Consider the following 26,719-nt stretch of genomic DNA (forward strand, 5'->3'; position numbering starts at 1 on the left):
GGCCTCCTCCTTATCGTCTCGGGTCGTTCATGCCGCAGGACCCCCGTCCGCGCAAGTTTCCTCAGCGCCGGTAGGAGCTGCGCATCCGGTAATCCTTGGCGGGGCCGGCGACGGTCCATTCGGCCTCCCAGGCGGGCCAGGCGGTGAAGTCGTAGAGGACCCGGTAGAGGTCGCGCCCGCAGGGGTGGTCGGTGCCGGGCGCGCGGCCTTCGGGGCAGAAATGATGAAACGGGCGGCCGTCGGCGAAGCGCATCTCGATCCCCTCGGGCGAGGGGAGCCAGAGGTAGTCGCGGGTCGCGGCCATCGCCGGCCCCTCGCCCACTTGCAGGAGCCCCTCCTCGCGGTAGCGCAAGCCCTCCCCCCCGGGGGTCAGCGTGGCCGTTCCCTCGAAGCGGCCGGGCCGGCCCGAAAGGCGGTCGTCGATCTCGCGCGAAAGGCGCCAAGCGCCCAGGAAGTCGTGCAGATGAAGCATGGTGGCCCCGCCTCTAGCCCTTATGCGCCCGTCCTGGCAACGAAGGCGGTTGTCGCCGCGCAAGGCCCGCCCTACAGGGCGCCCAACGCCCTTCAGCCGAGGCCCGCCATGATCCCCCGCTACTCCCGTCCCGAGATGGTCGCCATCTGGTCGCCCGAGACCCGCTTCCGCATCTGGTTCGAGATCGAGGCCCATGCCTGCGACGCCATGGCCGAGCTGGGCGTGATCCCGAAGGCGAACGCCCAGGCCGTGTGGAAGGCCAAGGACGCCACCTTCGACGTGGCCCGGATCGACGAGATCGAGGCGGTGACCAAGCACGACGTGATCGCGTTCCTGACGCACCTGGCCGAGATCGTGGGCACGGACGAGGCGCGCTTCGTCCACCAAGGGATGACCTCCTCGGACGTGCTCGACACCTGCCTGAACGTGCAGCTCTGCCGCGCGGCGGACCTGCTGATGGCGGGCCTCGACCGGGTTTGCGCGGCGCTGAAGGCCCGCGCCCTGGAGCACAAGGACACGCCCCGGATCGGGCGCAGCCACGGCATCCACGCCGAGCCCACGACCATGGGCCTGACCTTCGCCCGCTTCTACGCCGAGATGGACCGCAACCGGCAGCGGCTGGCCCGCGCGCGCGAGGAGGTGGCGACCGGGGCCATCTCGGGCGCGGTGGGCACCTTCGCCAACATCGACCCCCATGTGGAGGAGCATGTCTGCGCCCGGATGGGCCTGCGGCCCGAGCCCATCAGCACGCAGGTCATCCCCCGCGACCGCCACGCGATGTTCTTCGCCACGCTGGGGGTGATCGCGTCCGGCATCGAGAACGCCGCCACCGAGATCCGCCACATGCAGCGGACCGAGGTGCTGGAGGCCGAGGAATACTTCTCGCCCGGCCAGAAGGGCTCGTCGGCCATGCCGCACAAGCGCAACCCGGTCCTGACCGAGAACCTCACGGGCCTCGCGCGCCTCGTGCGCAGCGCGGTGACGCCAGCGCTGGAGAACGTCACGCTCTGGCACGAGCGCGACATCAGCCATTCGTCGGTGGAGCGGGCCATCGGGCCGGACGCCACCGTGACGCTCGACTTCGCGCTGCACCGCCTCGCGGGGGTGATCGAGCGGCTGGTCGTCTACCCCGAGGCCATGATGAACAACATGAACCGCTTCCGCGGCCTCGTGATGAGCCAGCGCGTGCTTCTTGCGCTGACGCAGGCGGGCGTGAGCCGGGAAGACGCCTACCGGCTCGTGCAACGGAACGCCATGAAGGTCTGGGAGCAGGGCGCCGACTTCAAGACCGAGCTTCTGGCCGATCCCGAGGTGACCGCCGCCCTGCCCCCGGCCGAGATCGAGGAGAAGTTCGACCTCGGCTACCATCTCAAGCATGTGGACACGATCTTTGCCCGCGTGTTCGGGGCGGATCACGCCACCGGCGGGGCGTGAACCGCCTGGGGCTGCGGCATGTGCGTCGCGGCCGGGACGTGGGTCGGCACCGTGCGCGGACGCAGCGGGCGGGCGGGACGGGCGGGCATCGACAGCACCGCGTAGTGCCGCCCGTCGCCGTCGTTGAAGTACGAGTCGCCTCGCCTCTCGGCCGCGAAGCCCAGTTGCCGCAGGGCCCGCATGAGGGTCACGGGCGAGAGCGAGATCAGCTCGGTCGCGCCCTCCGCCGCCGCGATCTCCACGAGGCCGCCGACGATCAGGGACAGGCATTCCGACCGCTCGGCCTGCGTGGACAGCCGGTCGGAGATGACGAGCCGCGTGCATTCCCAGATCGCGGGCGAATGCACGGGCCCGTTCATCACCGAGGGCGGGATGGAGCCCAGCTTTCCCTCGGCGGCGTCGCCCAGCATGTAGCCATGCGCGCCCCAGCGCGTGGTCGTGGACATGGCGCGGGCCCCGCCGACGACCCGGCCCTCGTGCAGCACCACCGAATAATGCGCGCGGGGGTTGTCGTACTGGTCCATCTCCACGTCGTCGTCGTGCGGGATGTCCCAGCCCAGGTTGTCGACGAAGAACGACTTCCGCAGGCGCAGGAAATCGTAGAAGGCCGCACCGTGACGGTGCAGGTTGGCCATGGTGAAGGTGACGTTTTCCATTCTGGATCTCCCTAAATCGGTGAGTCCAGACTAGAATGCTCCGCTAATGGTTGTCAGCGACTTAACCCAAGGGGAGGCCGCCCCGAATCAGATAAGCCCGAAGAAGGCCGCGCGCGAGATGGCCTCGGCCCCGGTCTTGGCGCTGAGCTTCACCCGCGCGTTCTTGAGCCGCTGCTTCACCGCGCCTTCGGTCACCCCCAGTTCGTGGGCGATCTGCTTGAGGCGCTGCCCGGCCTTCACGAGACGCAGGGCCTCGATTTCGGCGGCGGTGAGGTTGCGGGGCGGCACCAGCGCCAGATGCCGCGCCCGGACATGCGCGAGGAGAAGCGCCATCTCCTCGTCGGCGAATTCGCGATCCGTACGGGCGAACGACCCGAAGCTGCGCCGCCCCTCGGGGTCGCGGTAGGCCACGGCGGCCCCGAACACGAGCCCGTGCGAGCCGGCGAGATCAAGGATGCCCTGCGGATCGGGATGCTCGATCGCGCTCCAGCGGACGCAGCCCTCGTTCTCGTAGAGCCAGCGCATCACCGGGTCCATGAGCATGAAGCCGCGCCGGGTGTAATGGTCCACCCAGGCCGGCGGCAGGCGGTTCACCTCGACGGTGGGCGCGGCGAAGCCCAGGCGCAGCGCCAAGTAGTGGCCGGCGGGCGCCAGATCGGCCGGGTCGATGGAGACCGGATCGACGCGCGCGGCGACACCGCCTACAGGACGGCCACGCCCTGCTGGTCCGTGCCCCACCTTCATGCCACCCGTGCGTTCCAGAAACATTCGGCGTGAACCCATCAACCCTAGGACGAACATAGGGCCACATGCATTGCGACGGCAACCCGGAACAGGTTACATGACGGTCATGACTCTTGAAGCGGAGATTTCACGACGCCTCGATCGCCTCCGGGCCGTCGCGCCCGCCGGCTATGCCATCGCGCTGCATGTCCGCTTCACCACGCCCAGCTACCTGTTCCAGACCTATCCTGCCCCTTGGATCGAGGAATACGCCCGCGAGGGGCTGGTCCTGCGCGACCCCACCGTGGCCTGGGCCTTTTCCAACGATGGCACCGTGACCTGGGCCGCCCTCGTGGCCGCGGACCCGGCCGGCGTGATCGGGCGGGCGGCGCGGCACGGCCTGGTCCATGGGCTGAGCGTGAGCCTCCTGCGCGGCGACAGCCGGTCGATGGCCAGCTTCGCGCGCTCGGACCGCTCCTTCGAGCCCGAGGAGATCGACGAGATCGAGCGGACCATGGCCGAGATGCACGACGCCACGGCCTTCGATCTCGATTCGTCGGCGCTTCGGCGGATGTCCGCGGGCCTGCCATCCGGTTGAGATTGGCCAAGGGCGCACAGCGCGCTAAGATCGGGGCGCGATCCATCAGGGAGTTGCCCCCATGAAGCGCCTCGTCCTCACCCTCGTTCTCCTGTCCTCCCCTCTCGCCGCCTGGGCCCAGTGCTCGGGCCATTCGCAGCAGGCGACCATGTCCTGCGCGGACGGCCAGACCTGGGACCGGGACGCCAACCGCTGCGTCCCGATCGTTACGGGCTGATCGGCCCCGCGGCGTCAACCAAATCCTAACGGATTGCGAGGCATCCTGGCGGGGTCAACGCGCCAGGATGCCTTCATGACCCTTGCTCCCGACCCTGCGCGGCTCGATCGGCGGCGCAAGGCTGCCATCGTGGTCCGCCTCCTCCTGTCGGACGGGCAGCTCCCGCCGCTCTCCGGCCTGCCCGAGGAGGCGCAGGTCCGCCTCACGCGCGAGATGGCGCAGCTTTCGGTCGTGGATCGCAGCACCCTCGACGCCGTGATCGCCGAGTTCGCGGACGAGTTGGAGGGCGTGGGACTGGCCGTCCAGGGCGGCGAGGAGTCGGCCCTGGCCGCGCTGTCCAGCCACATCAGCCCGTCCGCCGCCGCCCGCCTCAAGGCCGAGGCCGCGCTCCGCAACGGCACCGATCCCTGGGGCGCCGTCGCGGCGCTGGGCATCCCGGAGCTGGCCGCGCTGCTCACCCGCGAAAGCGTCGAGGTCGCGGCCGTGGCGCTCTCCAAGCTGCCGGTGGCCAAGGCGGCCGAGGTGCTGGGCAAGCTGCCGGGCGAGCAGGCGCGGCGCATCACCTACGCCGTCTCCCGCACGAGCCGCGTCGCCCCGGAGGCCGTGCTGCGCATCGGCCGCGCCCTGGCCGAGGATTACTGCATGGCCCCCGCCCCCGCCTTCGCCGCTCCGCCCGAGGAACGGCTGGGCGCGATCCTGAACTCCTCGCCCCCCGCGACGCGCGAGGAGGTGCTGGGTGGGCTCGACGCCGCCGACCGTGACTTCGCGGCGGGGGTGCGCCGGGCGATCTTCACCTGGGTCCACCTGCCCCGGCGGCTGCGCGCGGCGGACGTGCCCAAGGTGCTTCGCGGGGTGGAGCCGCGCACGGCCGCGCTGGCGCTGGCCGCCGCAGCCAGGGGCGCCCCCGACGAGGTGGCGACGGCCGAGTTCCTTCTGGGCAGCCTGCCCCAGCGCCTGGCCGAATCGCTGCGCGAGGAGATGGCGGGGATCGAGCGGATCAAGCCCGCCGAGGCCGAGGCCGCGCAGGCCACCGTGGTGACGGCCGTGCGCGACCGCGCCGCCGCCGGCGAGATCGAGCTGGTGGACCCCGAGGAGGCGGGCGCGTGACCTCGCGCGTCGCGCGCCCCTTGGCAGGCCGGGCCGCGAAGCCTAAGGCTCGGGCGTCACTCCTGGCGGGCGCCGATGTCCGAAACCTCCGATCCACCTTCCCCGCGCGAAGGCACGCTCACCGACCGGGCCGTGGACCTCGCGCTGCGGGGCCTGATCGGGGCGGCCCTGGCCATGCCCTACGACCGGCGCGTGCCCTTCTTCGGCGCGGCGGCGCGACGGGTGGCGGGACCGCTGGCGGGTTACCGGCGGCGGGCGCTCGCGAACCTCGCGCTCATCCATCCCGATTGGCCCGAGGCGCGGCGGGAGGCGGTCGCGGCCGAGGCGCTCGACAACTTCGGTCGGCTCCTGATCGAGATCTATTCGTGGCGCGAGTTCGGCCCCCGCCTCGCCGGGACGCAGCTCACCGGCGAGGGCTGGCCGCATCTGGAGGCGGCGCGGGCCGCGGGGCGCCCCGTGATCTTCGTGAGCGGCCATTTCGGCAACTTCGACGTGCCCCGTCAGGTGCTGATGCGGGAAGGCTTCCAGATCGGGGGCTTCTTCCGCGAGATGAACAATCCCTACGTGAACCGGCACTATGTCGAGAACCTCAAGGGGCCCGGCGGCCTCCCCTTTCCCAAGAGCCGGCGCGGGCTGCGCGATTTCATCCGCCACATCGGGCGCGGCGGGATGGCGACGATCCTCTTCGACCTGCACGACGGCGGCGGCGTGCCGATTTCCTTCCTGGGGCGCCCGGCGATGACCGCGACCACGGCGGCCGACCTCGCGCTGCGCTTCGACGCGGCGCTCATGCCCTACTGGGGCATCCGGCGGCCGGACGGGCTGACCTTCGACGCGGTGCTGGAGGCACCCATCCCCCATTCCACGCCCCTCGCCATGATGGAGGAGGCCACGCGGCGGCTGGAGGCGCAGGTCGCGGCACATCCGGGCCAGTGGTTCTGGATCCATCGCCGCTGGAAGGGGGCGCCGGCCTAGGGCGCGATCTCGGCCGCGGCGCGGATGCGGCCGGGGCCCGGCTCCTGAAGCAGGATCACGGCCGCCTCGGGCCCGTCGGCGGGCACGCTCATCGACAGCGGCTCGCGTCCGTCCCAGGCGCCCAGCGTCCGCCATTCGGTGACGATGTTGTGGTAGGCCATCGTCAGCCCCGCGTTCTCGCCGCCGGTGATGGCGACCTCGTCCTCGGGCATGTAGCGGACGAGCTGGACCTCGAGCGGATGCGCCAGATCCAGGGCCGGCGCCTCGATCCGCAGCCCGTGCGCGTGGCGCGTCACCTCCAGCTCGATGGGCGTGGTGGCGTCCGCATGGGCGTGCAGCACCTCCATCACTCGCATGGGCTCGCTCGCCACCAAGCGGTCCTGGCCGTTCACGACGATCTGGGGCGTGTAGATCATCTTCTCGCCGGCCTCGCGGGCATAGGCCTCCTGCCGGTGCGAATAGGCGGGATCGGCGAAGCTGTCGGGCCAGCCGATATAGTCCCAGTAGTCGACATGGAGCGACAGCGCGATCACCCCGTCCATCCGCGCCAGATCCGCGAGCATCGCGTCCGCCGGCGGACAGGAGGAGCAGCCCTGCGAGGTATAAAGCTCCACCACCACGGGAAGCTTGGATTCGGCAGGGGACGGTCCAGGCACGAGGGAGGAGACGAGGGCGAGGCACGTCGCCGAAGAAAGTCGCATTGGGGTCCGCCTGCCCTTCTGAAGGTGCCTCGGGCTTACGGGAGCCTCGGCCGCCGTGCCAATCAATGAATGGAGAGGGGCGCGCGCGCAACCTGTGTTCCCCGCCGCCGCGGCGCGCCGGCCACGCGGTAGGGGGTTCCCCTTTCCGGTGTGCAATGGTATACAAACCGCCGAACCCCGTACCTATATGGAACGGGTGCCATCAGAAGGATCAGCCACATGCCCATCCAGACAGGCCACGACAGCGCCGGCGTCCGTCGCACGCTGACGGTCGGCGGTCAGAGCTTCGCCTACTACTCCATTCCGGCCGCCGAGGACGCGGGCCTGGGCGCCTTCTCGCGCCTGCCCGCCTCGCTCAAGGTGGTGCTGGAGAACCTCCTGCGCTTCGAGGATGGCGGCTTCTCGGTCTCGGTGGACGACATCAGGGCCTTCGGCGACTGGGCCGCGAACGGCGGCAAGTCCGACCGCGAGATCAACTACCGCCCCGCCCGCGTGCTGATGCAGGACTTCACGGGCGTTCCGGCCGTGGTGGACCTCGCCGCCATGCGCGACGGGATCAAGGGCCTGGGCGGCGACGCGCAGCTCATCAACCCGCTCAACCCCGTGGACCTCGTGATCGACCATTCGGTCATGATCGACGAGTTCGGCAACCCCCGCGCCTTCCAGGCCAACGTGGACCGGGAATACGAGCGCAACCTGGAGCGCTACCAGTTCCTGAAGTGGGGGCAGACCGCCTTCCGCAACTTCCGCGTGGTCCCGCCCGGCACCGGCATTTGCCACCAGGTGAACCTTGAATACCTCGCGCAGGTCGTCTGGACCGACACCGACCAGAACGGCGACGAGGTGGCCTACCCCGACACGCTCGTGGGCACCGACTCGCACACGACGATGGTGAACGGCGCGGCCGTCCTGGGCTGGGGCGTGGGCGGCATCGAGGCCGAGGCCGCGATGCTGGGCCAGCCCGTGTCGATGCTGATCCCCGAGGTCGTGGGCTTCAAGCTGACCGGCAAGCTGCGCGAAGGCACCACCGCGACGGACCTCGTGCTCAAGGTCGTGCAGATGCTGCGCAAGCACGGCGTGGTCGGCAAGTTCGTCGAGTTCTACGGCGAGGGGCTCGACCACCTGCCGCTCGCGGACCGCGCGACGATCGGCAACATGGCCCCGGAATACGGCGCGACCTGCGGATTCTTCCCCATCGACGGGGAAACGCTGCGCTACATGCACATGTCGGGCCGGGACGAGGCGCGCATCGCCCTCGTCGAGGCCTACGCCAAGGAGAACGGCTTCTGGCGCGGGCCGGACTACGAGCCCGTCTACACCTCGACGCTGCATCTCGACATGGGCGACGTGGTGCCCGCGATCTCGGGGCCCAAGCGCCCGCAGGACCACACCCCGCTCGACCAGGCGTCGGACAGCTTCCTCAAGGTCGTCACCGACTACCGCAAGGGCGCCGGCCCCAAGGACGAGGTCCCGGTCGCGGGGCAGGACTACACCATCGGCGACGGATCGGTCGTGATCGCCTCGATCACCTCCTGCACCAACACCTCGAACCCCTACGTGATGATCGGCGCGGGGCTCGTGGCGCGCAAGGCGCGCGCGCTCGGCCTCACGCGCAAGCCCTGGGTCAAGACTTCGCTCGCGCCCGGCTCGCAGGTGGTGTCGGCCTACCTTGAGGCCGCGGGGCTGCAGGAGGATCTCGACGCCGTGGGCTTCAACCTCGTGGGCTACGGCTGCACGACCTGCATCGGCAACTCCGGCCCGCTCCAGCCCGAGATCTCCGAGGCGATCCAGTCCAACGACCTCGTGGCGGTGTCGGTCCTCTCGGGCAACCGCAACTTCGAGGGGCGCATCTCGCCAGACGTGCGGGCGAACTACCTCGCCTCGCCGCCGCTCGTGGTGGTCTACGCGCTCGCGGGCGACATGGACATCGACGTGTCCAAGGACCCGATCGCCCAGACGCCGGATGGCCGTGACGTCTTCCTCAAGGACATCTGGCCCACCCAGGCCGAGATCGCGGAACTCGTCGAGCGCACCGTCACGCGCGAGGCGTTCCAGTCCAAGTACGCCGACGTCTTCAAGGGCGACCACCGCTGGCAGGCCGTCGAGGTCTCGGGCGGCGAGACCTACGACTGGCCGCCGACCTCGACCTACATCCAGAACCCGCCCTACTTCAAAGGCATGGCGCAGGAGAAGGGCGCGATCTCCAACCTCGTGCAGGCCCGCGTCCTCGCGGTGCTGGGCGACATGGTGACGACCGACCACATCTCGCCCGCGGGCTCGTTCAAGGACACGACCCCGGCCGGCAAATACCTGGTCGAGCGTCAGGTTCCGGTGCGCGAGTTCAACTCGTACGGGTCGCGCCGCGGCAACCATGAGGTCATGATGCGGGGCACCTTCGCCAACATCCGCATCAAGAACGAGCTTCTGGACGGCGTGGAGGGCGGCTACACGCTCAGCCCGACGGGCCAGCAGACCTCGATCTACGACGCGGCGATGGAGTACCAGACGGCGAACACCCCCCTCGTGATCTTCGCGGGCCAGGAATACGGCGCGGGCTCGTCGCGGGACTGGGCGGCCAAGGGCACCGCGCTCTTGGGCGTCAAGGCCGTGATCGCCGAATCGTTCGAGCGCATCCACCGCTCGAACCTCGTGGGCATGGGCGTGATTCCCTTCGAGTTCACCGAAGGCGTGACCCGCAAGGACCTGAACCTCAAGGGCGACGAGAAGGTGTCCATTGGCGGCCTCGACAAGGTGACGCCGCGGATGCTGGTCCCGGCGATCATCGAATACGCCGACGGCACCCGGCGCGACCTGACGCTGCGCTGCCGGATCGATACGGCCGTGGAGATCGAATACGTCGAGAACGGCGGCGTGCTGCACTACGTGCTGCGCAACCTCGCCAAGGCGGCCTGACGGCCGAACGGCGCCCCTGCCAGGGGGCGCCACGCCACGAGGGTTCGAGGGGCGGGGCCGAAGGGTCCCGCCCCTTGCCCGTTCGGGCGGGCCGCAGCGCGCGCGCGGAGGCACGCCGCGGCGGCGCGCGGGGGAAACGGAACGGGAGAAGGGTCCGGGCTCCGGGCCTACTCGGCCCGCGCGGCGGCCTCGGCCAGGGCGGGGCGCAGGCGCGACTCCACGAGGTCGGGCGTCACGGGATTGGCCATGCGCGCGACGATGGTGCCATCGCCCGCGACGACGAAGGTTTCGGGCACGCCATAGACGCCCCAGTCCACCGCCGTCCGCCCCGAGGGGTCCTGCCCGGCGGCGGCGTAGGGGTTGCCCAGCTCCTCCAGGAACGCCACCGAGTTCGTCGGGTTGTCCTTGTAGGCGATGCCGTAGATCGGCACGCCCTCCTCGGCTAGCGCGGTCAGGTGCGGGTGCTCGACCCGGCAGGGCGCGCACCACGAGGCGAAGAAGTTGACGAGCTTCACCTCGCCATCCGCCAGGACCGCCGGATCGAGCCCCGGCAGGCCCGGCAGCGTCTCGACCGGCACCCCCGGCGCGGGCTGGCCGACCAGCGCCGAGGGCAGCTCCTGCCCGCCGTCGCGCAGCATCCCGGCGGCGAAGAGCCCCGCGAGGGCGGCGAAGATCACCGGCGGGATCAGGACGAGGGGCGAGACCTTAGCCATCGCGGCGGCTCCGTTCGGCGTCGTCCATCTGCGCCTTGAGGCGGCGGTAGCGGCGCCAGCTCTGGCCCGTCACGGCCGCGAGCAGCAGCACCGTCACGCCATAGGCGGACAGGACCTCGGTCGCGTATCGGCCCAGGTCCGGGATCATGCCACGGCCCGCTGCGCCTGCCGCTCCAGCGCGCGCAGGCGCCGGACGCGGATCTCGGTCCCCGTGCGCATCAGCACGAGCGCCAGGAAGAGAAGGATGAACCCGACGATGCAGACGAGGAGCGGCAGCCAGTAGACGTCCGAAATGTTCTCCTCGGCGTCGAGCGAGAGCGTCGCGCCCTGGTGCAGGCCCTGGTTCCAGAAGTTCACGGCATAGCGCGACAGGATCGCGAAGACCGAGCCCACGAGGCAGAGGACCGAGGTCAGGTCCGCCGCCTGGTCGGGGTCGGCGATGGCCTCCCACAGCGCGATGTAGCCCAGGTAGAAGAGCCCCAGGATCAGGAATGACGTGAGCCGCGGGTCCCAGGCCCACCACGTCCCCCACATCGGCTGCCCCCAGACCGCCCCGGTCCAGAGCGCGATCAGGGTCATCGTGAGGCCCACGGGCGCGGCGGCCTTGGCGGCCAGCGCCGAGACGTGATGGCGCCGGATCAGCCAGACGAGCGAGGTCACGAGCATCATGACCCAGGCGTTGATCGCCATCATGGCCGAGGGCACGTGGACGTAGATGATCTTGACCGAGGAGCCGAACTTGTCGGCCTCGGGCGTCAGGAAGAAGCCCCAGACCAGGCCCAGCACGAGGCAGAGCGCCGCGCCCCCGAAGATCCAGGGGATCGCCGGGGTCGTGGTGTCCATGAACTTCTTGGGGTTGGCATAGTCCCAGATCGACATGGGCGATCAATAGTCTCGGACGGCCTCTGCCTCAATGCCCGATCAACGCAGGTTGATCCTCAGGACCGCCCCTGCGGCGAAGGGCAGCAGGGCGAGGCTTCCGGCGGTGATCCCGGCCAGCATCAGGAGCGGGGTCGTGGCGTCCATCCCCTCGGCCCCCCGCCGCGCCGCCTCGGCCCCGAAGATGAGCGTGGGCACGTAGAGCGGCAGGACGAGGAGCGACAGCAGAAGCCCCCCGCGCCGCAGCCCCACGGTCAGCGCCGCGCCGAAGGTGCCGATCACCGACAGCGCGGGCGTGCCCAGCGCCAGCGTCAGCACCAGCCAGCCATAGGCCGTGCCTTCAAGGTTCAGGAGCACCCCGAGCGGCGCCGCGGCGAGCGTGAGCGGCAGGCCGGTGGTGAGCCAGTGCGCCACCGCCTTGGCGAGCGCCACCGCCTCCAGCGGCAGGGGCGAGGTGGCGATCAGCGGCAGCGCCCCGTCCTCGTGGTCCAGGGCGAACTGCCGGTCGAGCGACAGGAGCGTGGCCAGCAGCGCCGCCACCCAGAGGATGCCGGGGCCGATGCGCGCCAGGATCTCCGATTCGGGGCCCACGGCGAAGGGCACCAGCACCACCACGATCAGGAAGAAGGCGAGCGACAGGCCGAAGCCACCCCCGGCACGGATCGAGAGGCGGAGGTCACGGTGGAGAAGGGCCGTCATGCGGAAGCTCCGGGCGCGGCGGGCTCAGCTTCGCGGCCCTGCACCCGCCGCTCGCCGCCGCACGTTGCCGATAGCCCCCCGGGCCGTTGTCCGGGCGCTCGAACGCCCGCCTGCGTGTCTGCACCGGGTCGATGGGGCATCACAGGAAGGCCGCGTCCGAGCCCTGGGTCGAGCGGGGGCTGGCTCTGAACCGGCCGAGGTCGAGTTCGGGCGCGTCGAGGCCGAGGGGCACATGCGTGGCGATCACCGCGAGCCCGCCCTGCCCCAAGTGCCGCTCGCGCAGCCAGGCGGCGAAGCGCGCCACCGAGGCAGCGTCGAGCGAGACCGTGGGCTCGTCGAGCAGCAGCACCGGCCGACCGATCACCCCCAGCCGCGCGAGGCCCAGCCGCCGGGACTGCCCGGCCGACAGCGTGCCGGCCGGTCGGTCGCGCAGGGCGCGCAGGTCGAAGTCGTCCAGCACCTCCGCGCCAAAGGACCGCCCGTAGAGGTCGGCCCAGAACCGCAGGTTCTCCGTCACCGAAAGCGTGGCCTTGATGCCGTCGGCGTGGCTTGCATAGGCGGCGCTCTCGGGGGTCGCGTCGATCCGGCCCGACAGCGGCGGGGCGAGGCCCGCCAGCACGCGCAGGAGCGTCGTCTTGCCGGCACCGTTCGGCCCGCGCAGGATCAGCGCCTGCCCGGGCTCGACCGCGAAGGACAGGCCCTCGAGGACCGGAACCCCGCCGCGCGCGATCGACAGGCCTTCGACGCGCAGGCTCACACCGGGATCAGCGCCAGGCCGACGCGCCGCCCTTCGGACAGGAGCACGTTGTAGGTCCGGCAGGCCGACGGCGTCGCCATGGGCTCGACCCCCACGCCGGCGTCCTCCATCACGGCGCGGAAGCCCGGCGGCAGGTAGGCCATCTGGGCCCCCGTGCCCACGAAGACCACGTCGAGCCGGGGCCCCTCGGCCAGGATCAGCGCCGTGTCCTCCCAGCCGCCCCAGGACCGGACGCCCGAATCGGGCAGGATCAGCAGCGGCCCCTGGATCACCTGCCCGCCCACGCGGAAGAAGCCGGGCCCGTAGCTGTCCACGGGAAGGGCGTCGGGAAAGCGCATCTCGTGAAGCTGCATGCCTTGGCTCACGCGTCGATGTCGGCGAACTTGTTGGACGAGGACTTGGCCTTGTCGCCGCGCGGCAGGCCGATCCAGAGCACGATGTTCTTGGCCACGTAGACCGAGGAATAGGTGCCGATGAACACGCCCAGCGTCATGGCCAGGATGAAGCCCCGGATCACGTCGCCTCCGAAGATCAGCAGCGGGATCAGCGCAAGGAGCGTCGTCCCGGCCGTGACGATCGTGCGCGACAGCGTTTCGTTCACCGACAGGTTCATCACGTCCCGCAGCGGCATGGACTTGTACTTGAGCAGGTTCTCCCGCAGCCGGTCGAAGACGACGACCGTGTCGTTGACCGAATAGCCCAGGATCGTCAGCAGCGCCGCCACGATGGTCAGGTCGAACCGGATCTGGAACAGCGAGAAGATCCCGGCCGTGACGATCACGTCATGCAGAAGCGCCACGATGGTGCCCATCGCGTACTGCCACTCGAACCGCATCCAGATGTAGAGCCCGATCCCCAGCGAGGCCGCCGCGATGGCGAGGAAGGCCGTCTGGATCAGTTCGCCCGACACCTTGGGCCCCACCGATTCGACGGACGGGAAGGCGATCCCCGGATCGATCTGCTGGAGCGCGGTTTCGACGGCGGCGATGGTCTCGGGCGTGACGGCCTCCTGCCCTTCCTGCGCGCTGATGCGGACCTGCGCGACGTGCTGGTCGGCGTCGAAGGTCGGATCGAAGACCTCGGTGATCGTCACCTCGCCCAGGCCCAGGCCGTCCAGCGCGTCCCGGTAGGCGCCCACGTCGACTGGCACCGTCGACTCGGTGCGGATGGTGGTGCCGCCCTTGAAGTCGATCCCGAAGTTGAACCCCAGGACGAAGAACGAGACGAACGACACCAGCACCGCCACCGCCGAGATCCCCAGCGTGATGTACTGGAGGCGGAAGAAGTCGATGTTGGTCGTCTCGGGGGCGAGTCGCAGGCGCCAGGCCATATCAGATCCTCACACGACGATGGTCTTGGGCCTGGTCCGCGCGAACCAGAGCGAGATGAGCAGGCGCGACACGAACACGCCGGTGATGATCGTGGTGACCACGCCGATGGCCAGCGTCACCGCGAAGCCGCGCACCGGGCCCGCGCCCACGAAGAACATGATCGCCGCGATGATGAAGGTGGTGACGTTGGCGTCCACGATGGCCGAGATGGCCTTGCTGAAACCTTCCTGCACGGCCTTGATCGGGCCCGCCCCGCGACGGATCTCCTCGCGCATGCGCTCGTAGATCAGCACGTTGGCGTCCACCGCCTGCCCCATGGTCAGCACGATGCCCGCGATGCCGGGCAGCGTCAGCGTGGCGCCGATGGCCGACATGATGCCGATGATCATGATGATGTTGATGACCAGCGCCACCACCGCGAGGACGCCGAAGAAGCCGTAGGACGCGACCATGAACAGGGTCACCAGGACCATGGCGACATAAGCGGCGCTCTGCCCCGCCTGGATCGAGTCCTCGCCCAGCTCGGGCCCGATGGTCCGCTCCTCGAGGAAGGTCAGCTCGGCCGGCAGGGCGCCCGCCCGCAGCAGCACGGCCAGCTCGGTCGATTCCTCGACGGTGAACTGCCCGGTGATGATGCCCGAGCCGCCGGGGATCGCGCTCTGGATGACGGGGGCCGAGATGACCTCCTCATCGAGGACGATGGCGAAGGGCTCGCCGATGTTCTCGGCGGTGTATTCCCCGAAGGCCCGCGCACCCTGCGGGTTGAACTGGAAGCTCACCGCCGGGTTGCCGTTCTGGTCGAAGGACGGCTGGGCGTTGGTCAGCTCCTCTCCCGTGACGACCGCGGCGCGTTCGAGGACGTAGTAGACGCCCTCCTCGTCCAGCGACGGCAGCAGCACGTTGCCGGCGCCCGGGTCGGCCTCGGGATCGGTGGTCCGCTGCAGCACCGGGTTGAAGGTGAGCTGGGCGGTGGTGCCGATGATGTCCTTGACCTCCTGCGCGCTGCCCACGCCCGGCACCTGCACGAGGATGCGGTCGGCGCCCTGGCGCAGGATGGTGGGCTCGCGGGTGCCGACCTCGTCGATGCGGCGGCGCACGATCTCCAGCGCCTGGCTCACGGTGCGGTCGTCGGTGGCGGCCCGCTCGGCCTCGGACAGCTGCACCGTCAGGATGTCGCCGCTGGCCGTCACCTCGATGTCGGAGGCGCCGCCCCCCGTCAGCGTGACGACGGGCTGCGCCAGCCCCCGCACGATCTCCACCGCGCGGGACGCGCCCGCGGGCTCGGAGATGCGGATGCGAAGCTGCGACGGGTCTCCCCCCTCCTCGCGCGTGACGAAGCCCACGGTGTCCCGCTCGGCCGCCAGCGCGTCCCGGATCGTGGGCCAGTAGGCGTCCATGCGGCTCGCGTAGACGTCCGTGACCTGCACTTCGGCCAGCAGATGCGCGCCCCCCCGCAGGTCCAGCCCAAGGTTCACGAGGCCCGAGGGCAGCCATTCCGGCCAGAGCGCGGCGTCGGCCTCCAGCTCGGGCGCGGTCACGCCCTCGGCGATGGAGGCGCGGGCGTCATTGGACCGCTCGACCCGGTCGTAGAACAGGTTCGGCGCCGCGAACAGGATCGCCGCGACCGTGGCCAGGACGACCAGGACGCGCTGCCAGAGGGGGATGAAGATCATGTCAGGCCTTCGCGGGCTCAGTCTTCGAGAGCACGCTCTGGATGGTGGAACGGACGACGCGGACGTTCACGCCGGGGGCGATCTCGATCTCGACCTCGTTCTCGGTGTCCTTGACCTTGGTCACGCGGCCCAGGATGCCGCCCGAGGTCACGACCTGGTCGCCCCGGCGCAGCGCCGCGACCATGGCCTGATGCTCCTTGAGCTTCTTCTGCTGGGGCCGGATCAGCAGGAAGTACATGATCAGGAAGACGAGGATCAGCGGGACGAGGGAAGCGATGCCTTCCATGGGGGTCCTTTGCATTGCGCGGGGGCGGCCCCCCGAAAATTCGCGGCAACATAGGGGCGCACCCCCCGCTTGTCCACCGCACCAAGGCGTGAGGGGTGCGGGCGGGCGCGTCGCATCTTTCCCCGGCCGGGCCGATCCGGCATAGGGGCCGCGTTCACGCGAACTTAACCAGCCACCTGTAAGGTCGAGTCCATGCACGACATCCGCGCCATCCGAGAGAACCCGGCCGCCTTCGACGCGGCGCTGTCCCGGCGCGGCCTGTCCCCCGTGACGCCCGCGATCCTGGCGCTCGACGAGGAGCGGCGCGCCCGCATCACCGCCGCCGAGTCCGCCACGGCCGAGCAGAACCGCGCCTCCAAGGAGGTCGGCGCCGCCAAGGCCCGCGGCGACGACGCGGAGTTCGAGCGCCTGCGCGCGCTGGTGGCCGAGAAGAAGGCCGAGGTCGCGCGCCTGACCGACGAGGCCAAGCAGAAGGACCGCGAGCTGGAGGAGATGCTCCTCCTCATCCCGAACCTGCCCTACCCGGACGTGCCCGACGGGGAGGACGAGTCCGGCAACGTCGAGATCCGGCGCTGGGGGCACCCGCGCAACTTCGCGTTCCAGCCGCTCGAACACTACGACATCCCCGCCGCCCGTGACGGCATGGACTTCGAGACCGCCGCCAAGCTCTCGGGCAGCCGCTTCGTCGTCCTGTCCGGCGCCATGGCCCGCCTCCAGCGCGCGCTCGCCCAGTTCATGATCGACCTCCACGTGGAGGAGCACGGTCTGACCGAGACCTGGACCCCCGTCCTCGTGAAGTCCGAGATGATGCTGGGCACCGGCCAGCTCCCCAAGTTCGCCGAGGATTCGTTCCAGACCACCAACGGCTGGTGGCTGGTGCCGACCGCCGAGGTGACGCTGACCAACATCGTCAACGGCGTCCTCGTCGAGGATTCCTACCTCCCCCGCCGCTACGTCGCCCATACCCAGTGCTTCCGCTCGGAGGCCGGGAGCGCCGGCCGCGACACCTCGGGGATGCTCCGCCAGCACCAGTTCGAGAAGGTGGAGATGGTCTCGGTCACCCGCCCCGACGAGTCGGACGAGGAGCACCGCCGCATGACCCGCTGCGCGGAGACGGTGCTGGAGCGTCTGGGCCTGCCCTACCGCACGGTCGTCCTCTGCACCGGCGACATGGGCGCGGGCGCGCGCCGCACCCACGACATCGAGGTCTGGCTGCCCGGCCAGGACAAGTACCGCGAGATCAGCTCCGTCTCGACCTGCGGCGACTACCAGGCCCGCCGCATGAACGCGCGCTTCCGCCCCCAGGGCGGCGGCAAGCCCGAGTTCGTGCATACCCTGAACGGCTCGGGCCTCGCCGTGGGCCGCACGCTGATCGCCGTGCTGGAGAACGGGCAGGAGGAGGACGGCTCGGTGACGCTGCCCCAGGCGCTCCACCCCTACCTGCGCGGCGCGACGCGAATCACCGCCGAGGGCAAGCTCGCCTGAGGCCGATCCCCGACTCGGACCGGTCCATGGCCCGGTCTGCTCTTGGTGAAGGCCGGGACGCCACCTAGGTCAAGAGGACAACCGGCGCACCCGCCGCGCCGGGCCCCCGAACGGACCCGAGGACCATGCGCCCCCTGCCTCTGCTGACCCTTCTCTTCGCCCTGGCCTTCGCCACCGCGCCTCTCTGGTCGGGCCAGTTCGACGGCTTCGAGGCCGGCCAGCTCCCCATCCCGCAGGAGGACCCGCCCATCCAGCCCGCGGGCTGGGCCTTCGCGATCTGGGGCGTGATCTACCTGGGCCTCGTCGCCTCCGCCGCCTTCGGCCTCTGGCGCCGCGCCGAGGACCCCGACTGGGATCGGGTCCGCGGGCCCCTTCTGGCCAGCCTCGTCCTCGGCACCCCCTGGCTCTGGGTCGCGCAGCAGTCGGCGGAATGGGCCACCGTCCTCATCGTGCCCATGACCCTGACGGCCATCGCGGCGCTCCTGCGCACGCCCGACCGGGATACCCTCCTCCTGCGCACGCCGGTCGGGCTCTACGCAGGCTGGCTGACGGCGGCGACCTTTGTGTCGTTGGCGGCCCTGGGCGCGGGCTACGGCGTGCTGACGGACGCGCTCGGCTGGGCCTTCCTCGGCCTGCCCCTCGCGCTCGTCGTGGCGCTCGCGGTCCTGTGGCAGAGGCCCCGCGCCTGGGCCTTCGCCGCCGCCTTCGCCTGGGCGCTTTTCGGCATCGCGGCCAAGAACGGGCTGGCCTTCCCGGGCGTGACCCTCCTGGCCCTGGCCGGGATCGCGACCGTGGCGGCCGTCGCCTGGGCACGGGGCCAGGACCCGCAGGTCGCGTAACCTTTCGTTAACACGACCGCGCGGTGGTCGAAGGACCTGTTAACCTTCGGGCGCGATCCTGGGATCATGAGAACGCCCGGATCGCCCCTTTCCGAATCACCCCAGGTGCTTGCGCAGCGCCGACGGCCCGCCCGGGCCCTTCTTCCCCTTGTAGGGGTTCTTGGCGCCCGCATCCCGCAGGATGACCCGGATGGGCGTGCCCTTCAGGTCGAAGGATTCGCGCAGCCCGTTGACGAGGTAGCGCTCGTAGCTCGCCGGGACGTCCTCGGGGTGCGTGGACATGATGACGAAGGCCGGGGGCCGCGCCTTCACCTGCGTCATGTAGCGCATGCGGATGCGCCGGCCGCCGGGCGCGGGCGGCGGATGCGCCTCGGTCATGCCGAGAAGCCAGCGGTTGAGCTGCGCCGTCGGCACGCGGCGGTTCCAGACCTCGTGCGCCTTGACGATGGCCGCGTGGAGCCGGTCGAGCCCCCGCCCCGTTCGCGCGCTGACCGTCACCAGCGGCGCGCCGCGCAACTGCGGCAGCAGCCGCTCGAAGGCCTCCTTGAGCGCGGCGAGCCGCGCCTCCCGGTCGGGGACGAGGTCCCACTTGTTCACCGCGACCACCACCGCCCGCCCCTCGCGCTCGGCAAGGTCGGCGATGCGCAGGTCCTGCTGCTCGAAGGGGATGTCGGCGTCGAGCAGCACGACAACCACCTCGGCGAAGCGCACGGCGCGCAGGCCGTCCGACACCGACAGCTTCTCCAGCTTGTCCGTGACCTTGGCGCGCTTCCTCATCCCGGCGGTGTCGAAGATGCGGACGGGCGTCCCCTCCCACTGCATGGGGATGGAGATCGCGTCGCGGGTGATCCCCGCCTCGGGGCCCGTAAGCAGCCGCTCCTCGCCCAGGATCTGGTTGATGAGCGTGCTCTTCCCGGCGTTCGGGCGCCCCACCACGGCGATCTGGAGCGGACGCTTCTCGGAAGGACGCCAGTCCTCGGCGGCCTCCGCGTCCTCCTCGGTCTCCTCGCCGAACCAGCCAAGGTCCACGTCGGTCTCGGGCGCCTCCTCGGCGGTCTGCGCGTCGCGGGCCTCGAACTCCTCGGCCAGCGGCATCAGGACCGACAGGAGATCCTCCATGCCTTCGCCATGCTCGCCCGACAAACGGATCGGCTCCCCGAGCCCCAGGCTGAACGCCTCCAGGTAGCCCGACTCGCCCGCGCGCCCCTCGGACTTGTTGGCGGCCAGGATCACATGGGCGCTCTTGCGGCGCAGGATGTCGGCAAAGATCTCGTCGGTCGGCGTCACGCCCTGCCGCGCGTCGATGAGGAACAGGCAGACGTCAGCCTCGTCCACGGCGCGCTCGGTCAGCCGCCGCATCCGGCCCTGGAGCGAATCGTCGGTCGCATCCTCCAGCCCCGCGCTGTCGACCACCGTGAAGCGCAGCGGGCCCAGCCGCGCCTGCCCCTCGCGCAGGTCGCGCGTGACGCCGGGCTGGTCGTCCACCAGCGCGAGCTTGCGACCCACGAGTCGGTTGAACAGGGTGGACTTGCCCACGTTGGGACGGCCGACGATGGCGAGCCTGAAGGTCATGCGCGTTGGTCTTTCATTCTGGCGCGCATCCCGGCCCGGCAGGGGCGGGACACGGCCTTAGCGGAAGGCGTTGAGACGCCCGTCCTCGGTGACGATGTAGAGCGTGGAGTTCGCCACGACAGGGGCCGAGGCCGCACCCGAGGGCAGCGTGACGTCGCCCAGCGGGGCCCCCGTGGCGGGATCGAACTGCCGCAGCGCCCCGTCCGAGGTCGCCACGATCAGCCGCCCGCCCGCGAGCACCGGCCCGTAGAAGGCCGTGACGCCGCGCCTGCGCTCGGCCTGGGGCAACGGGACGCGCCAGATGACGCCGCCGCTTGCCGCCTCTACGCGAAGAAGTTCGCCCAGGTCGTTGACGAGGAACAGGGAATCGCCGGCGGGCCACACGGGCGAGACCGCGCCTTCCGCGATGGACCAGAGCGTGTCGCCCGTCGCGACATCGAGCGCCGCGAGCCGGCCCGAGACGCTGCCCAGATAGACGGTGCCGCCCGAGATGACCGGATCGCCCCCGATGTCGGTGGCGGCGAAAGCGGCGGCCGAGCCCTGGCGCGTGCCGGCCACGACGCTCGTCCAGCGCACGAGGCCCGTCTGCGGGAAGGCGCCACGCACCTCGCCCGAGGGATGGGGCAGCACGACGGCCTCGCCGTTCGCTGCGACGCCCGCGCCGCCGGCCCAGGTGGCCGTCGAGGGCAGCCCGGCGACCGTCCAGCGAATGCGCCCCGTGACGGCATCGAGCGCCCAGGTTTGGCTGTCACGCGCCACGAGCAGCACGAGATCGCCGATCACCGTCGGCGCCGCCGACCCCGGCGCGTCGAGGTCCTGTGTCCAGCGCAGCTCGCCCGTCGCGGCGTCGAGCGCCTGGAGCCGGCCGAAGCCGGTGCTGACATAGACCGTTGCGCCATCGGTCGCGACGCCCCCGCCCGAGGCGTCGGTCCGGCTGTCGGCCGCCGGCACGACCTCGCGCGTCCAGAGCGGCTGGCCGCCGGTCGAAAAAGCGCTCACCGTCGCGCGGGCGTCGAGCGTGAAGACCCGTCCCCCGGCGATCACCGGCTCGGCGGTGATGCGGGCGCGGCGGCTGTCGCCCTCGCCGATCGGCGTGGAGAAGGCGAGCGTCAGCGCCCCTGGCAGCTCGGGATGCCCCACGTTGTGGGACGGCCCGCCGTTGCGATGCGTCCAGTCGGCGTTGACGGTCGCGGGCGGCAAGGCGATCCCGCGCGGAGCGGCCACGGGCACGGCATTCGCGAAGGTGCCGGCGCGAAGGGGCAGCCGCTCGCCCGGAAGGATCGTGTCGGGCCCCGGCCCGCAGGCGGACAGCCCGAGCGCCGCAACAAGAGTGACGCCGAAGGTCTTGTGGATCATGCTTTATTCCCCTGCGGGCTCGGCCACGGCTTCCGGGGCGGGCGCCTCGGGGGCCACGCCCAGCGCCGTCAGCAGCGCCTCGACCCGACCGGCCTGTCCGGGCGTCACGCCCGCATCGGCGCTGATGGCCCGCAGCCGCTCGATGGCCGGGTCGCGGTTCCCGGCTTCAAGGTCGAGCACCGCGATGCGCTCCTGCGCCAGAAGCCCGAAGGGCGCGCCGGGCTGCGCCAGCGCCTCCAGCGCGCTGCGGTCGGCCTCGGCCCCCTGCGCCATCAACGCCTTGAAGGCGGCCAGGTCGCGGTAGAGCGGCGGCACCTCGCCGTCCGAGGCCACGTCGTTGAGCGTTCCCACGGCGGCTTCGGCGTCACCGGCGGCAAGCTGCTCGTCCGCCAGGACCAGCGCGGCGGCGACGCCTTCGGCACCCTCGCGCGGCAGCTCGGTCAGGGCGGCAAGCCGCTGCGCCTGATCGGGGATCTCCAGCGCGGACAGGAGCGCCTCGCCGCGCAGCTCGGCGGCTGCCTCGGCGCGGGACTGCCGCCACTCGAAGGCCGCGGCTCCGCCCACGATCGCAAGGACCAGCAGCGCGATCAGCCAGCCCCAGCGGCGGAACCAGCGGTTCATCCGGTCGCGGCGCAGCGCTTCGGAAACCTCGTCGATGAAGCTGTCGTTGGTGTTGGCCACGCCCGGCCTCCCCTTGGCCCATGGTCTTGGGGCGCCGAGGGCGGGCCCGAAGTCCCGCCCGTCATAGCCCGGGATCGCGGGGGCTGCCAAGACCCCCGCTCCTGCACCTCACTCCCCCGCCAGCGCGGGGGCCGGCATCCGTCGCAGGACCGCGAGCCCGATCCCCAGGGCCAGCGCGGCGCAGAGCGCGATGGCCGTCACCATCGGCAGGGGCGTGCCGTCGAAGAAGGGCCCGAGCGCCGTGACGAGGAGCCCCCCCGTCACCATCTGGAGCGTGCCGCCCAGCGAGGAGGCCAGGCCCGCGATGTCGCCGTGTTCCTCCAGCGCCATGACGAAGGTCGCGGGCATCACGAGACCAAGGAAGGCGTTGGCGACGAAGAGCCCGGCCATGAGGACCGGCAGCGTGCCCCAGCCCGCCCAGGTTGCGGCGAGCAGGACGAAGGCCGCCGCGGCGAAGCCGATCAGGGCCAGCCGCATGACCGGCACGATCCCGAAGCGCTGACCCATCGGCGCGGCGATCTGGCTCGCGGCGAAGAAGCCCAGGGCGTTCACCGCGAAGGCGATGGAGAAGCCCGTGGGCGTCAGGCCATAATGCTCGGTGTAGACGAAGGAGGCCGTGGCGATGAACACGAAGAAGCTGCCGAAGCCGAAGGCGCCGACGAAGGTCAGCCCCATGAAGACCGGATCGGACAGCAGCACCCGGCATCCGGCCCCCATGGAGCGAAGGTTCACGGGCACGCGGTCCTTGCGCGCCAGCGTCTCGGGCAATGCGAAGAGCGTGATCAGAAGGCTCATGGCCGCGACGCCCACGAGGACGCCGAAGATCACCCGCCAGCCGCCGAACGCCAGCACCACCGACCCGGCGAGCGGCGCCAGCATGGGCGACACGGCGATGACCAGCATGACGAGCGCCATGAGCCGCGTGGCCTCGATCCCTGTGTAGCGGTCGCGGATGATGGCGCGGGGCACGACCCCCACGGCCGCGCCGCCGATCCCCTGGACGAAGCGCGCCGCCACGAGCCAGCCGAGCGTGGGCGCCAGCGCGCAGCCGACCGAGCCGATGGCGAAGAGCCCGATCCCGAGCACGAGCGGGAGCTTGCGCCCGTAGGCGTCGGCCATCGGCCCCCAGAGGAACTGGCTCACGCCGAAGGCCAGGAAGTAGAGCGTGATGGTGAGCTGAACCTGCGTCTCGGTCACTCCGAGGTCGCCCGCGATGGCGGGAAGCGCCGGCAGGTACATGTCGATGGAGAAGGGCCCGATGGCAGACAAGAGGCCGAGCACGAGGGCCGTGCGGAACAACGAGGAATGCATGGGGATGCTTCCTTGAAAAGGTGTGAACATAAAGTGAACGTGAGAAGGCCTGCCTACTCCCTCACGACTTCGTTGGCAAGCCGCTTTCCGTTGAGGCAAGACGATCGGCGGCCGCTCGCGGTCGCCGGGGCACGCTCCGTATCAGGCCGCGAGGTCCTCGTCCATCGTCTGCCGCGACCAGAGCTCGGCGTAGCGCCCGCCTCGGGCGAGCAGCGCCTCGTGCGGGCCCTCCTCGACGAGACGCCCGTTCTCCAGCACCACGATCCGGTCGGCGTCGGCCACGGTGGAGAGGCGGTGCGCGATGACGATGACGCTCCGGCCCCGTCCCATGGCCGACAGCTCCTGCTGGATGTCGGCCTCGGTCGCGGTGTCGAGCGCCGAGGTCGCCTCGTCCAGGATCAGGATCGGCGGGTCCTTGAGCAGCGTGCGCGCGATGCCCACGCGCTGCTTCTCGCCGCCCGAAAGCTTCAGCCCCCGCTCGCCCACCTGCGTGTCGTAGCCCTGCGGCAGCGACAGGATGAAGTCGTGGATGCGCGCGGCGCGGGCGGCGGCTTCGATCTCGGCCTGCGTGGCGCCGTCCCGCCCGTAGGCTATGTTGTAGCCGACCGTGTCGTTGAACAGCACCGTGTCCTGCGGGACGACCCCGATCCGGGCGTGCAGCGATTCCTGGGTGACGTCCCGGAGGTCCTGCCCGTCAATGCGGATCGCGCCTCCCGTCACGTCGTAGAAGCGGAAGATGAGGCGGCCGATGGTGCTCTTGCCCGCCCCCGTCGAGCCCACGATCGCCACCGTCTCGCCCGGCGGCACGCGGAAGCTCAGGCCCTTGAGGATGGGCCGCTCCGGATCGTAGCCGAATTCGACCCGGTCGAAGACGATCTCGCCCCCCTGGACATCCAGCGGACGGGCGCCGGGCCGGTCCGTGACCTCGGCCGGCTGCTCCAGCAGGTCGAACATGTCGTCCATGTCCACGAGAGCCTGCCGGATCTCACGGTACATCACCCCCAGGAAATTCAGAGGCGTCATGATCTGGATGAGATAGGCGTTGACCATCACGAAGTCGCCCGTGGTCATCTGACCCGCCTGCACGCCCCGCGCGGCCATCAGCATGACCACGATGAGCCCGAGATTCATCAGGAGCCCCTGCCCGAAGTTCAGGAAGGCCAGCGAATTGTTGGTCTTGGTCGCCGCCTCGGCGTAGCCCGCCATGGCCACGTCATAGCGCCGCGCCTCGCGGTCCTCGGCGTTGAAGTACTTCACCGTCTCGTAGTTCAGGAGCGAGTCGATGGCCTTCTGGTTGGCCGAGGTGTCGAGGTCGTTCATCTGCTTGCGGATCTTCACCCGCCACTCGGTGACGGCGAAGGTGAACCAGACGTAAAGGACGATCGTCACCGCCACGACCATTAGGTACCAGGCGTCGAAGAGCCACCAGAGCATCGCCCCGGTCAGCAGCAGTTCCAGCACCAGCGGCCCCAGCGAGAAGAGCATCAGCCGCAGGATGAAGTCGACGCCCTTGACCCCGCGCTCGATGACCCGGCTCAGCCCCCCGGTCTTGCGGGTGATGTGGTAGCGGAGCGAAAGCGCGTGGATGTGCCGGAACGTCTCCAGCGCGATGAGCCGCAGCGCCCGCTGCCCCACCCGCGCGAAGACCACGTCGCGCAGTTGCTGGAAGCCCGTGCTGAGGATGCGTGCCATGCCATAGGCGAGCGTGAGGCCCATGACCCCCAGCGCCATGGCCCCGCCCGGCACCGTCCCCGCGCCCTCCAGCGCGTCTACCGCCCAGCCGTAGACGACGGGCGTCAGGACCGTGATGATCTTGGCCACGATCAGGAGGAGCATCGCCCCCACGACGCGCCGCTTCACCCAGCCCTCGCCCTGCGGCCAAAGATAGGGGGCGGTGCGCTTGACGGTGCGCCAGTTGGTGGCACGGTCCGTTCGGAGGGCGGTATCGGTGGGGGAAAGGCGGCGCATGGCGGACGTCCTGGCTGTGCGGCCCAGGACCCTAGCGCGCCGGAAGCGACTTGGCGAGAGCCGCCGCCTGCGCCTGCCCAGGCGGGCAGGTCGGACTCAGGGACGCTCGGTCGTCGGCAAAACGAAGACCTGCCCGGGATAGATCAGGTCGGGGTTGCGGATGCGGTCGCGGTTGGCCTCGAAAACCCGGACATAGAGCAGGCCCTCGCCGTAGCGGTCACGGGCTATGGCCCAAAGCGTGTGGCCGGGCTGGACCGTGCGCACGGCGATGGTCTGGCCGGCGGCGCGCTCCTCGGCGATGGCCGCGGCCACGGACTCGCGCCGTTCGCGCTGGAACGGCGTCTCGATGCGGCTCACGACCTGTCCGGCCGCGTCGAGCTGGTCGAGGCGCAGGACATAGGTGCCGGGTTCGGTCCCGCCCAGCTCGGCCCGCCAGGTGCCATCCGCACCGATGCGGGCTTCAGCCACCTGCCGGTTGTCGAGATAAAGCCTCACAACGTCGCCGGCCTTGCCTCGCCCGGTCAACGTGACCTCGCCCGTTTGTCCGTAGGCGATGGCGTCGAGCGCGACAGTGGCGAGCACCTCGGCATCGGCGCCGGGCGCCAGCGCGGGCTGGATCACGCGCACTCCTTCGGCATCCGACAGGAGAACGGGCACCTGACCACCGGCCTCGGGCAGTTCCGCTGGGCTGGCTTCGACCGAAGAGGCCATGTCGGAGGCTTGCGGATCGATAGGCCGTTCCGACGGGGCGGGATCGACCACGGCGACCATCCGATCAGGCGGGCCAAGCCGTGCAGTGGGAGTCGCCTCCAAAACGGGACCGTCGAGATCCGATCCGGCCATCGCTTCGGGCGCGGGTGGCTCGGGCAACGGCGCCAGCACCACCGTCTCTGTGGAGGTCGTTCCCGCCTCGTCGCGCAGCGTCAGCTCTAGCCCGCCGGTCTCGGGCGGGAGGTCGACGAAGGCCACGAAGCGGCCCGAGTCGTCCGCCCGAGCCTCGGCGGCGACCTCCTCGTCGGCCAGGATCGTGACCGAGGCGCCCGGTCGGGCTTGCCCGGCGACCAGCCCCGCCCCGTCGGGCGACAGGCGGACGGCGTCGAAGCGAGGCATCTCGTCAGCATGGGCTTCGGGGGCCTCGGTGTCGGCCGGGTCGATCTCGGGAACGGGCGGGATCCCGGTGGTGGCCTGCGTAGGCGCGGGCGCCTCGCCGGGAAGTACGCGGGGCAGGAGGACCACGATACCGCCGGCGACCGCGCAGGAGCCGGCTAGGGCCACCATCACCCGCAGGCCGCTGCTCATGATCACCGCGCGATCCTCCTGGCCCGGCAGGGACGTCCCCGGTTTGCCTGAATCATAGCGCCCGGCTACATGGG

The 26,719-nt window shown here is 70.7% G+C and carries 27 protein-coding genes; 8 read left to right on the forward strand and 19 right to left on the reverse strand.

Features of this window, described 5'->3' with window-relative positions:
- Positions 1–61: 61 nt before the first annotated feature.
- Positions 62–472, reverse strand: a complete 411-nt coding sequence (locus tag FHG71_RS06215) for a DUF6314 family protein (protein WP_139080756.1) — start codon at positions 470–472, stop codon at positions 62–64.
- 108 nt (positions 473–580) lie between these two features.
- Between FHG71_RS06215 and purB the strand changes: the two genes are divergently transcribed.
- The gene (purB, locus tag FHG71_RS06220) at positions 581–1,906 is read left to right on the forward strand and encodes an adenylosuccinate lyase (RefSeq protein ID WP_139080757.1); all 1,326 of its coding nucleotides are present in this window, start codon (positions 581–583) and stop codon (positions 1,904–1,906) included.
- Here the strand turns inward: purB and FHG71_RS06225 are convergent.
- Positions 1,885–2,562, reverse strand: a complete 678-nt coding sequence (locus tag FHG71_RS06225; RefSeq protein ID WP_139080758.1) for an acyl-homoserine-lactone synthase — start codon at positions 2,560–2,562, stop codon at positions 1,885–1,887. The genes purB and FHG71_RS06225 overlap by 22 nt on opposite strands.
- 87 nt (positions 2,563–2,649) lie before the next feature.
- Positions 2,650–3,330, reverse strand: coding sequence for a helix-turn-helix transcriptional regulator (locus tag FHG71_RS06230; protein WP_281281954.1), 681 nt, complete (start codon positions 3,328–3,330; stop codon positions 2,650–2,652).
- A 73-nt stretch (positions 3,331–3,403) separates the two neighbouring features.
- Here FHG71_RS06230 and FHG71_RS06235 point away from each other — a divergent pair, with 73 nt between their 5' ends.
- From FHG71_RS06235 to FHG71_RS06245, 4 genes are all read left to right on the forward strand, one after another.
- Positions 3,404–3,883 carry an autoinducer binding domain-containing protein gene (locus FHG71_RS06235; RefSeq protein ID WP_218014042.1) on the forward strand — a complete coding sequence of 160 codons (480 nt, stop codon included), beginning with the start codon at positions 3,404–3,406 and terminating at the stop codon, positions 3,881–3,883.
- A gap of 61 nt (positions 3,884–3,944) precedes the next feature.
- Entirely contained in the window at positions 3,945–4,100 is a 156-nt protein-coding gene (locus tag FHG71_RS23455) for a hypothetical protein (RefSeq protein ID WP_176559309.1), read from the forward strand.
- A gap of 75 nt (positions 4,101–4,175) precedes the next feature.
- On the forward strand, positions 4,176–5,207 hold the full coding sequence (locus FHG71_RS06240) for a FliG C-terminal domain-containing protein (protein ID WP_139080761.1): 1,032 nt from the start codon (positions 4,176–4,178) through the stop codon (positions 5,205–5,207).
- 75 nt (positions 5,208–5,282) lie between these two features.
- Positions 5,283–6,182: a lysophospholipid acyltransferase family protein gene (locus FHG71_RS06245; RefSeq protein WP_139080762.1), complete on the forward strand. Its 900-nt coding sequence runs from the start codon at positions 5,283–5,285 to the stop codon at positions 6,180–6,182.
- Here the strand turns inward: FHG71_RS06245 and FHG71_RS06250 are convergent.
- Positions 6,179–6,883 (reverse strand): DUF1223 domain-containing protein, encoded by a 705-nt coding sequence (locus tag FHG71_RS06250; protein WP_139080763.1) that lies wholly within the window; start codon positions 6,881–6,883, stop codon positions 6,179–6,181. The two genes, FHG71_RS06245 and FHG71_RS06250, sit on opposite strands and share 4 nt — an antisense overlap.
- 219 nt (positions 6,884–7,102) lie before the next feature.
- On the opposite strand from FHG71_RS06250, the gene acnA reads away from it, so the two are divergent.
- The gene (acnA, locus tag FHG71_RS06255) at positions 7,103–9,796 is read left to right on the forward strand and encodes an aconitate hydratase AcnA (protein WP_139080764.1); all 2,694 of its coding nucleotides are present in this window, start codon (positions 7,103–7,105) and stop codon (positions 9,794–9,796) included.
- Between the two features lie 167 nt (positions 9,797–9,963).
- On the opposite strand, the gene FHG71_RS06260 is transcribed toward acnA, so the two are convergent.
- The 9 genes from FHG71_RS06260 to yajC form a co-directional block, all read right to left on the reverse strand.
- A complete protein-coding gene (locus tag FHG71_RS06260) occupies positions 9,964–10,509 on the reverse strand; it encodes a DsbE family thiol:disulfide interchange protein (protein WP_139080765.1) in 546 nt (181 codons plus the stop codon).
- Positions 10,502–10,657 (reverse strand): heme exporter protein CcmD, encoded by a 156-nt coding sequence (gene ccmD / locus FHG71_RS06265; protein ID WP_139080766.1) that lies wholly within the window; start codon positions 10,655–10,657, stop codon positions 10,502–10,504. Before ccmD ends, FHG71_RS06260 begins: the two co-directional genes overlap by 8 nt.
- Positions 10,654–11,388 carry a heme ABC transporter permease gene (locus FHG71_RS06270; RefSeq protein ID WP_139080767.1) on the reverse strand — a complete coding sequence of 245 codons (735 nt, stop codon included), beginning with the start codon at positions 11,386–11,388 and terminating at the stop codon, positions 10,654–10,656. Before FHG71_RS06270 ends, ccmD begins: the two co-directional genes overlap by 4 nt.
- Positions 11,389–11,430: 42 nt before the next feature.
- Positions 11,431–12,087 carry a heme exporter protein CcmB gene (ccmB, locus tag FHG71_RS06275; protein WP_139080768.1) on the reverse strand — a complete coding sequence of 219 codons (657 nt, stop codon included), beginning with the start codon at positions 12,085–12,087 and terminating at the stop codon, positions 11,431–11,433.
- Positions 12,088–12,226: 139 nt separating this feature from the next.
- Positions 12,227–12,844 (reverse strand): heme ABC exporter ATP-binding protein CcmA, encoded by a 618-nt coding sequence (gene ccmA / locus FHG71_RS06280; RefSeq protein WP_139080769.1) that lies wholly within the window; start codon positions 12,842–12,844, stop codon positions 12,227–12,229.
- Positions 12,841–13,197 carry an Mth938-like domain-containing protein gene (locus tag FHG71_RS06285; protein WP_139080770.1) on the reverse strand — a complete coding sequence of 119 codons (357 nt, stop codon included), beginning with the start codon at positions 13,195–13,197 and terminating at the stop codon, positions 12,841–12,843. Before FHG71_RS06285 ends, ccmA begins: the two co-directional genes overlap by 4 nt.
- Before the next feature lie 8 nt (positions 13,198–13,205).
- The gene (secF, locus tag FHG71_RS06290) at positions 13,206–14,174 is read right to left on the reverse strand and encodes a protein translocase subunit SecF (protein WP_139080771.1); all 969 of its coding nucleotides are present in this window, start codon (positions 14,172–14,174) and stop codon (positions 13,206–13,208) included.
- 9 nt (positions 14,175–14,183) lie between these two features.
- Positions 14,184–15,848 carry a protein translocase subunit SecD gene (gene secD, locus FHG71_RS06295; RefSeq protein WP_139080772.1) on the reverse strand — a complete coding sequence of 555 codons (1,665 nt, stop codon included), beginning with the start codon at positions 15,846–15,848 and terminating at the stop codon, positions 14,184–14,186.
- Position 15,849: 1 nt separating this feature from the next.
- Entirely contained in the window at positions 15,850–16,134 is a 285-nt protein-coding gene (gene yajC / locus FHG71_RS06300; RefSeq protein WP_139080773.1) for a preprotein translocase subunit YajC, read from the reverse strand.
- A 192-nt stretch (positions 16,135–16,326) separates the two neighbouring features.
- Between yajC and serS the strand changes: the two genes are divergently transcribed.
- Both serS and FHG71_RS06310 read left to right on the forward strand, forming a co-directional pair.
- Entirely contained in the window at positions 16,327–17,619 is a 1,293-nt protein-coding gene (serS, locus tag FHG71_RS06305; RefSeq protein ID WP_139080774.1) for a serine--tRNA ligase, read from the forward strand.
- A 125-nt stretch (positions 17,620–17,744) separates the two neighbouring features.
- Positions 17,745–18,458, forward strand: a complete 714-nt coding sequence (locus tag FHG71_RS06310; RefSeq protein WP_139080775.1) for a TspO/MBR family protein — start codon at positions 17,745–17,747, stop codon at positions 18,456–18,458.
- A 96-nt stretch (positions 18,459–18,554) separates the two neighbouring features.
- Here FHG71_RS06310 and der read toward each other — a convergent pair whose 3' ends face one another.
- The 6 genes from der to FHG71_RS06340 all read right to left on the reverse strand — a co-directional run bounded on the left by der (position 18,555) and on the right by FHG71_RS06340 (position 26,645).
- On the reverse strand, positions 18,555–20,030 hold the full coding sequence (der, locus tag FHG71_RS06315; RefSeq protein ID WP_139080776.1) for a ribosome biogenesis GTPase Der: 1,476 nt from the start codon (positions 20,028–20,030) through the stop codon (positions 18,555–18,557).
- A 57-nt stretch (positions 20,031–20,087) separates the two neighbouring features.
- On the reverse strand, positions 20,088–21,386 hold the full coding sequence (locus tag FHG71_RS06320) for a PQQ-like beta-propeller repeat protein (RefSeq protein WP_139080777.1): 1,299 nt from the start codon (positions 21,384–21,386) through the stop codon (positions 20,088–20,090).
- Between the two features lie 3 nt (positions 21,387–21,389).
- Complete coding sequence (locus FHG71_RS06325; protein WP_246045361.1) at positions 21,390–22,157, reverse strand: hypothetical protein; 768 nt, start codon at positions 22,155–22,157, stop codon at positions 21,390–21,392.
- Between the two features lie 18 nt (positions 22,158–22,175).
- Positions 22,176–23,378, reverse strand: coding sequence for a multidrug effflux MFS transporter (locus FHG71_RS06330; RefSeq protein ID WP_139080778.1), 1,203 nt, complete (start codon positions 23,376–23,378; stop codon positions 22,176–22,178).
- Between the two features lie 141 nt (positions 23,379–23,519).
- Entirely contained in the window at positions 23,520–25,346 is a 1,827-nt protein-coding gene (locus FHG71_RS06335) for an ABCB family ABC transporter ATP-binding protein/permease (protein ID WP_139080779.1), read from the reverse strand.
- A gap of 96 nt (positions 25,347–25,442) precedes the next feature.
- Complete coding sequence (locus FHG71_RS06340; RefSeq protein ID WP_246045364.1) at positions 25,443–26,645, reverse strand: Ig-like domain-containing protein; 1,203 nt, start codon at positions 26,643–26,645, stop codon at positions 25,443–25,445.
- Between the last annotated feature and the right edge of the window lie 74 nt (positions 26,646–26,719).

The organism is Rubellimicrobium roseum (genome assembly GCF_006152145.1).
Lineage (GTDB): Bacteria > Pseudomonadota > Alphaproteobacteria > Rhodobacterales > Rhodobacteraceae > Rubellimicrobium > Rubellimicrobium roseum.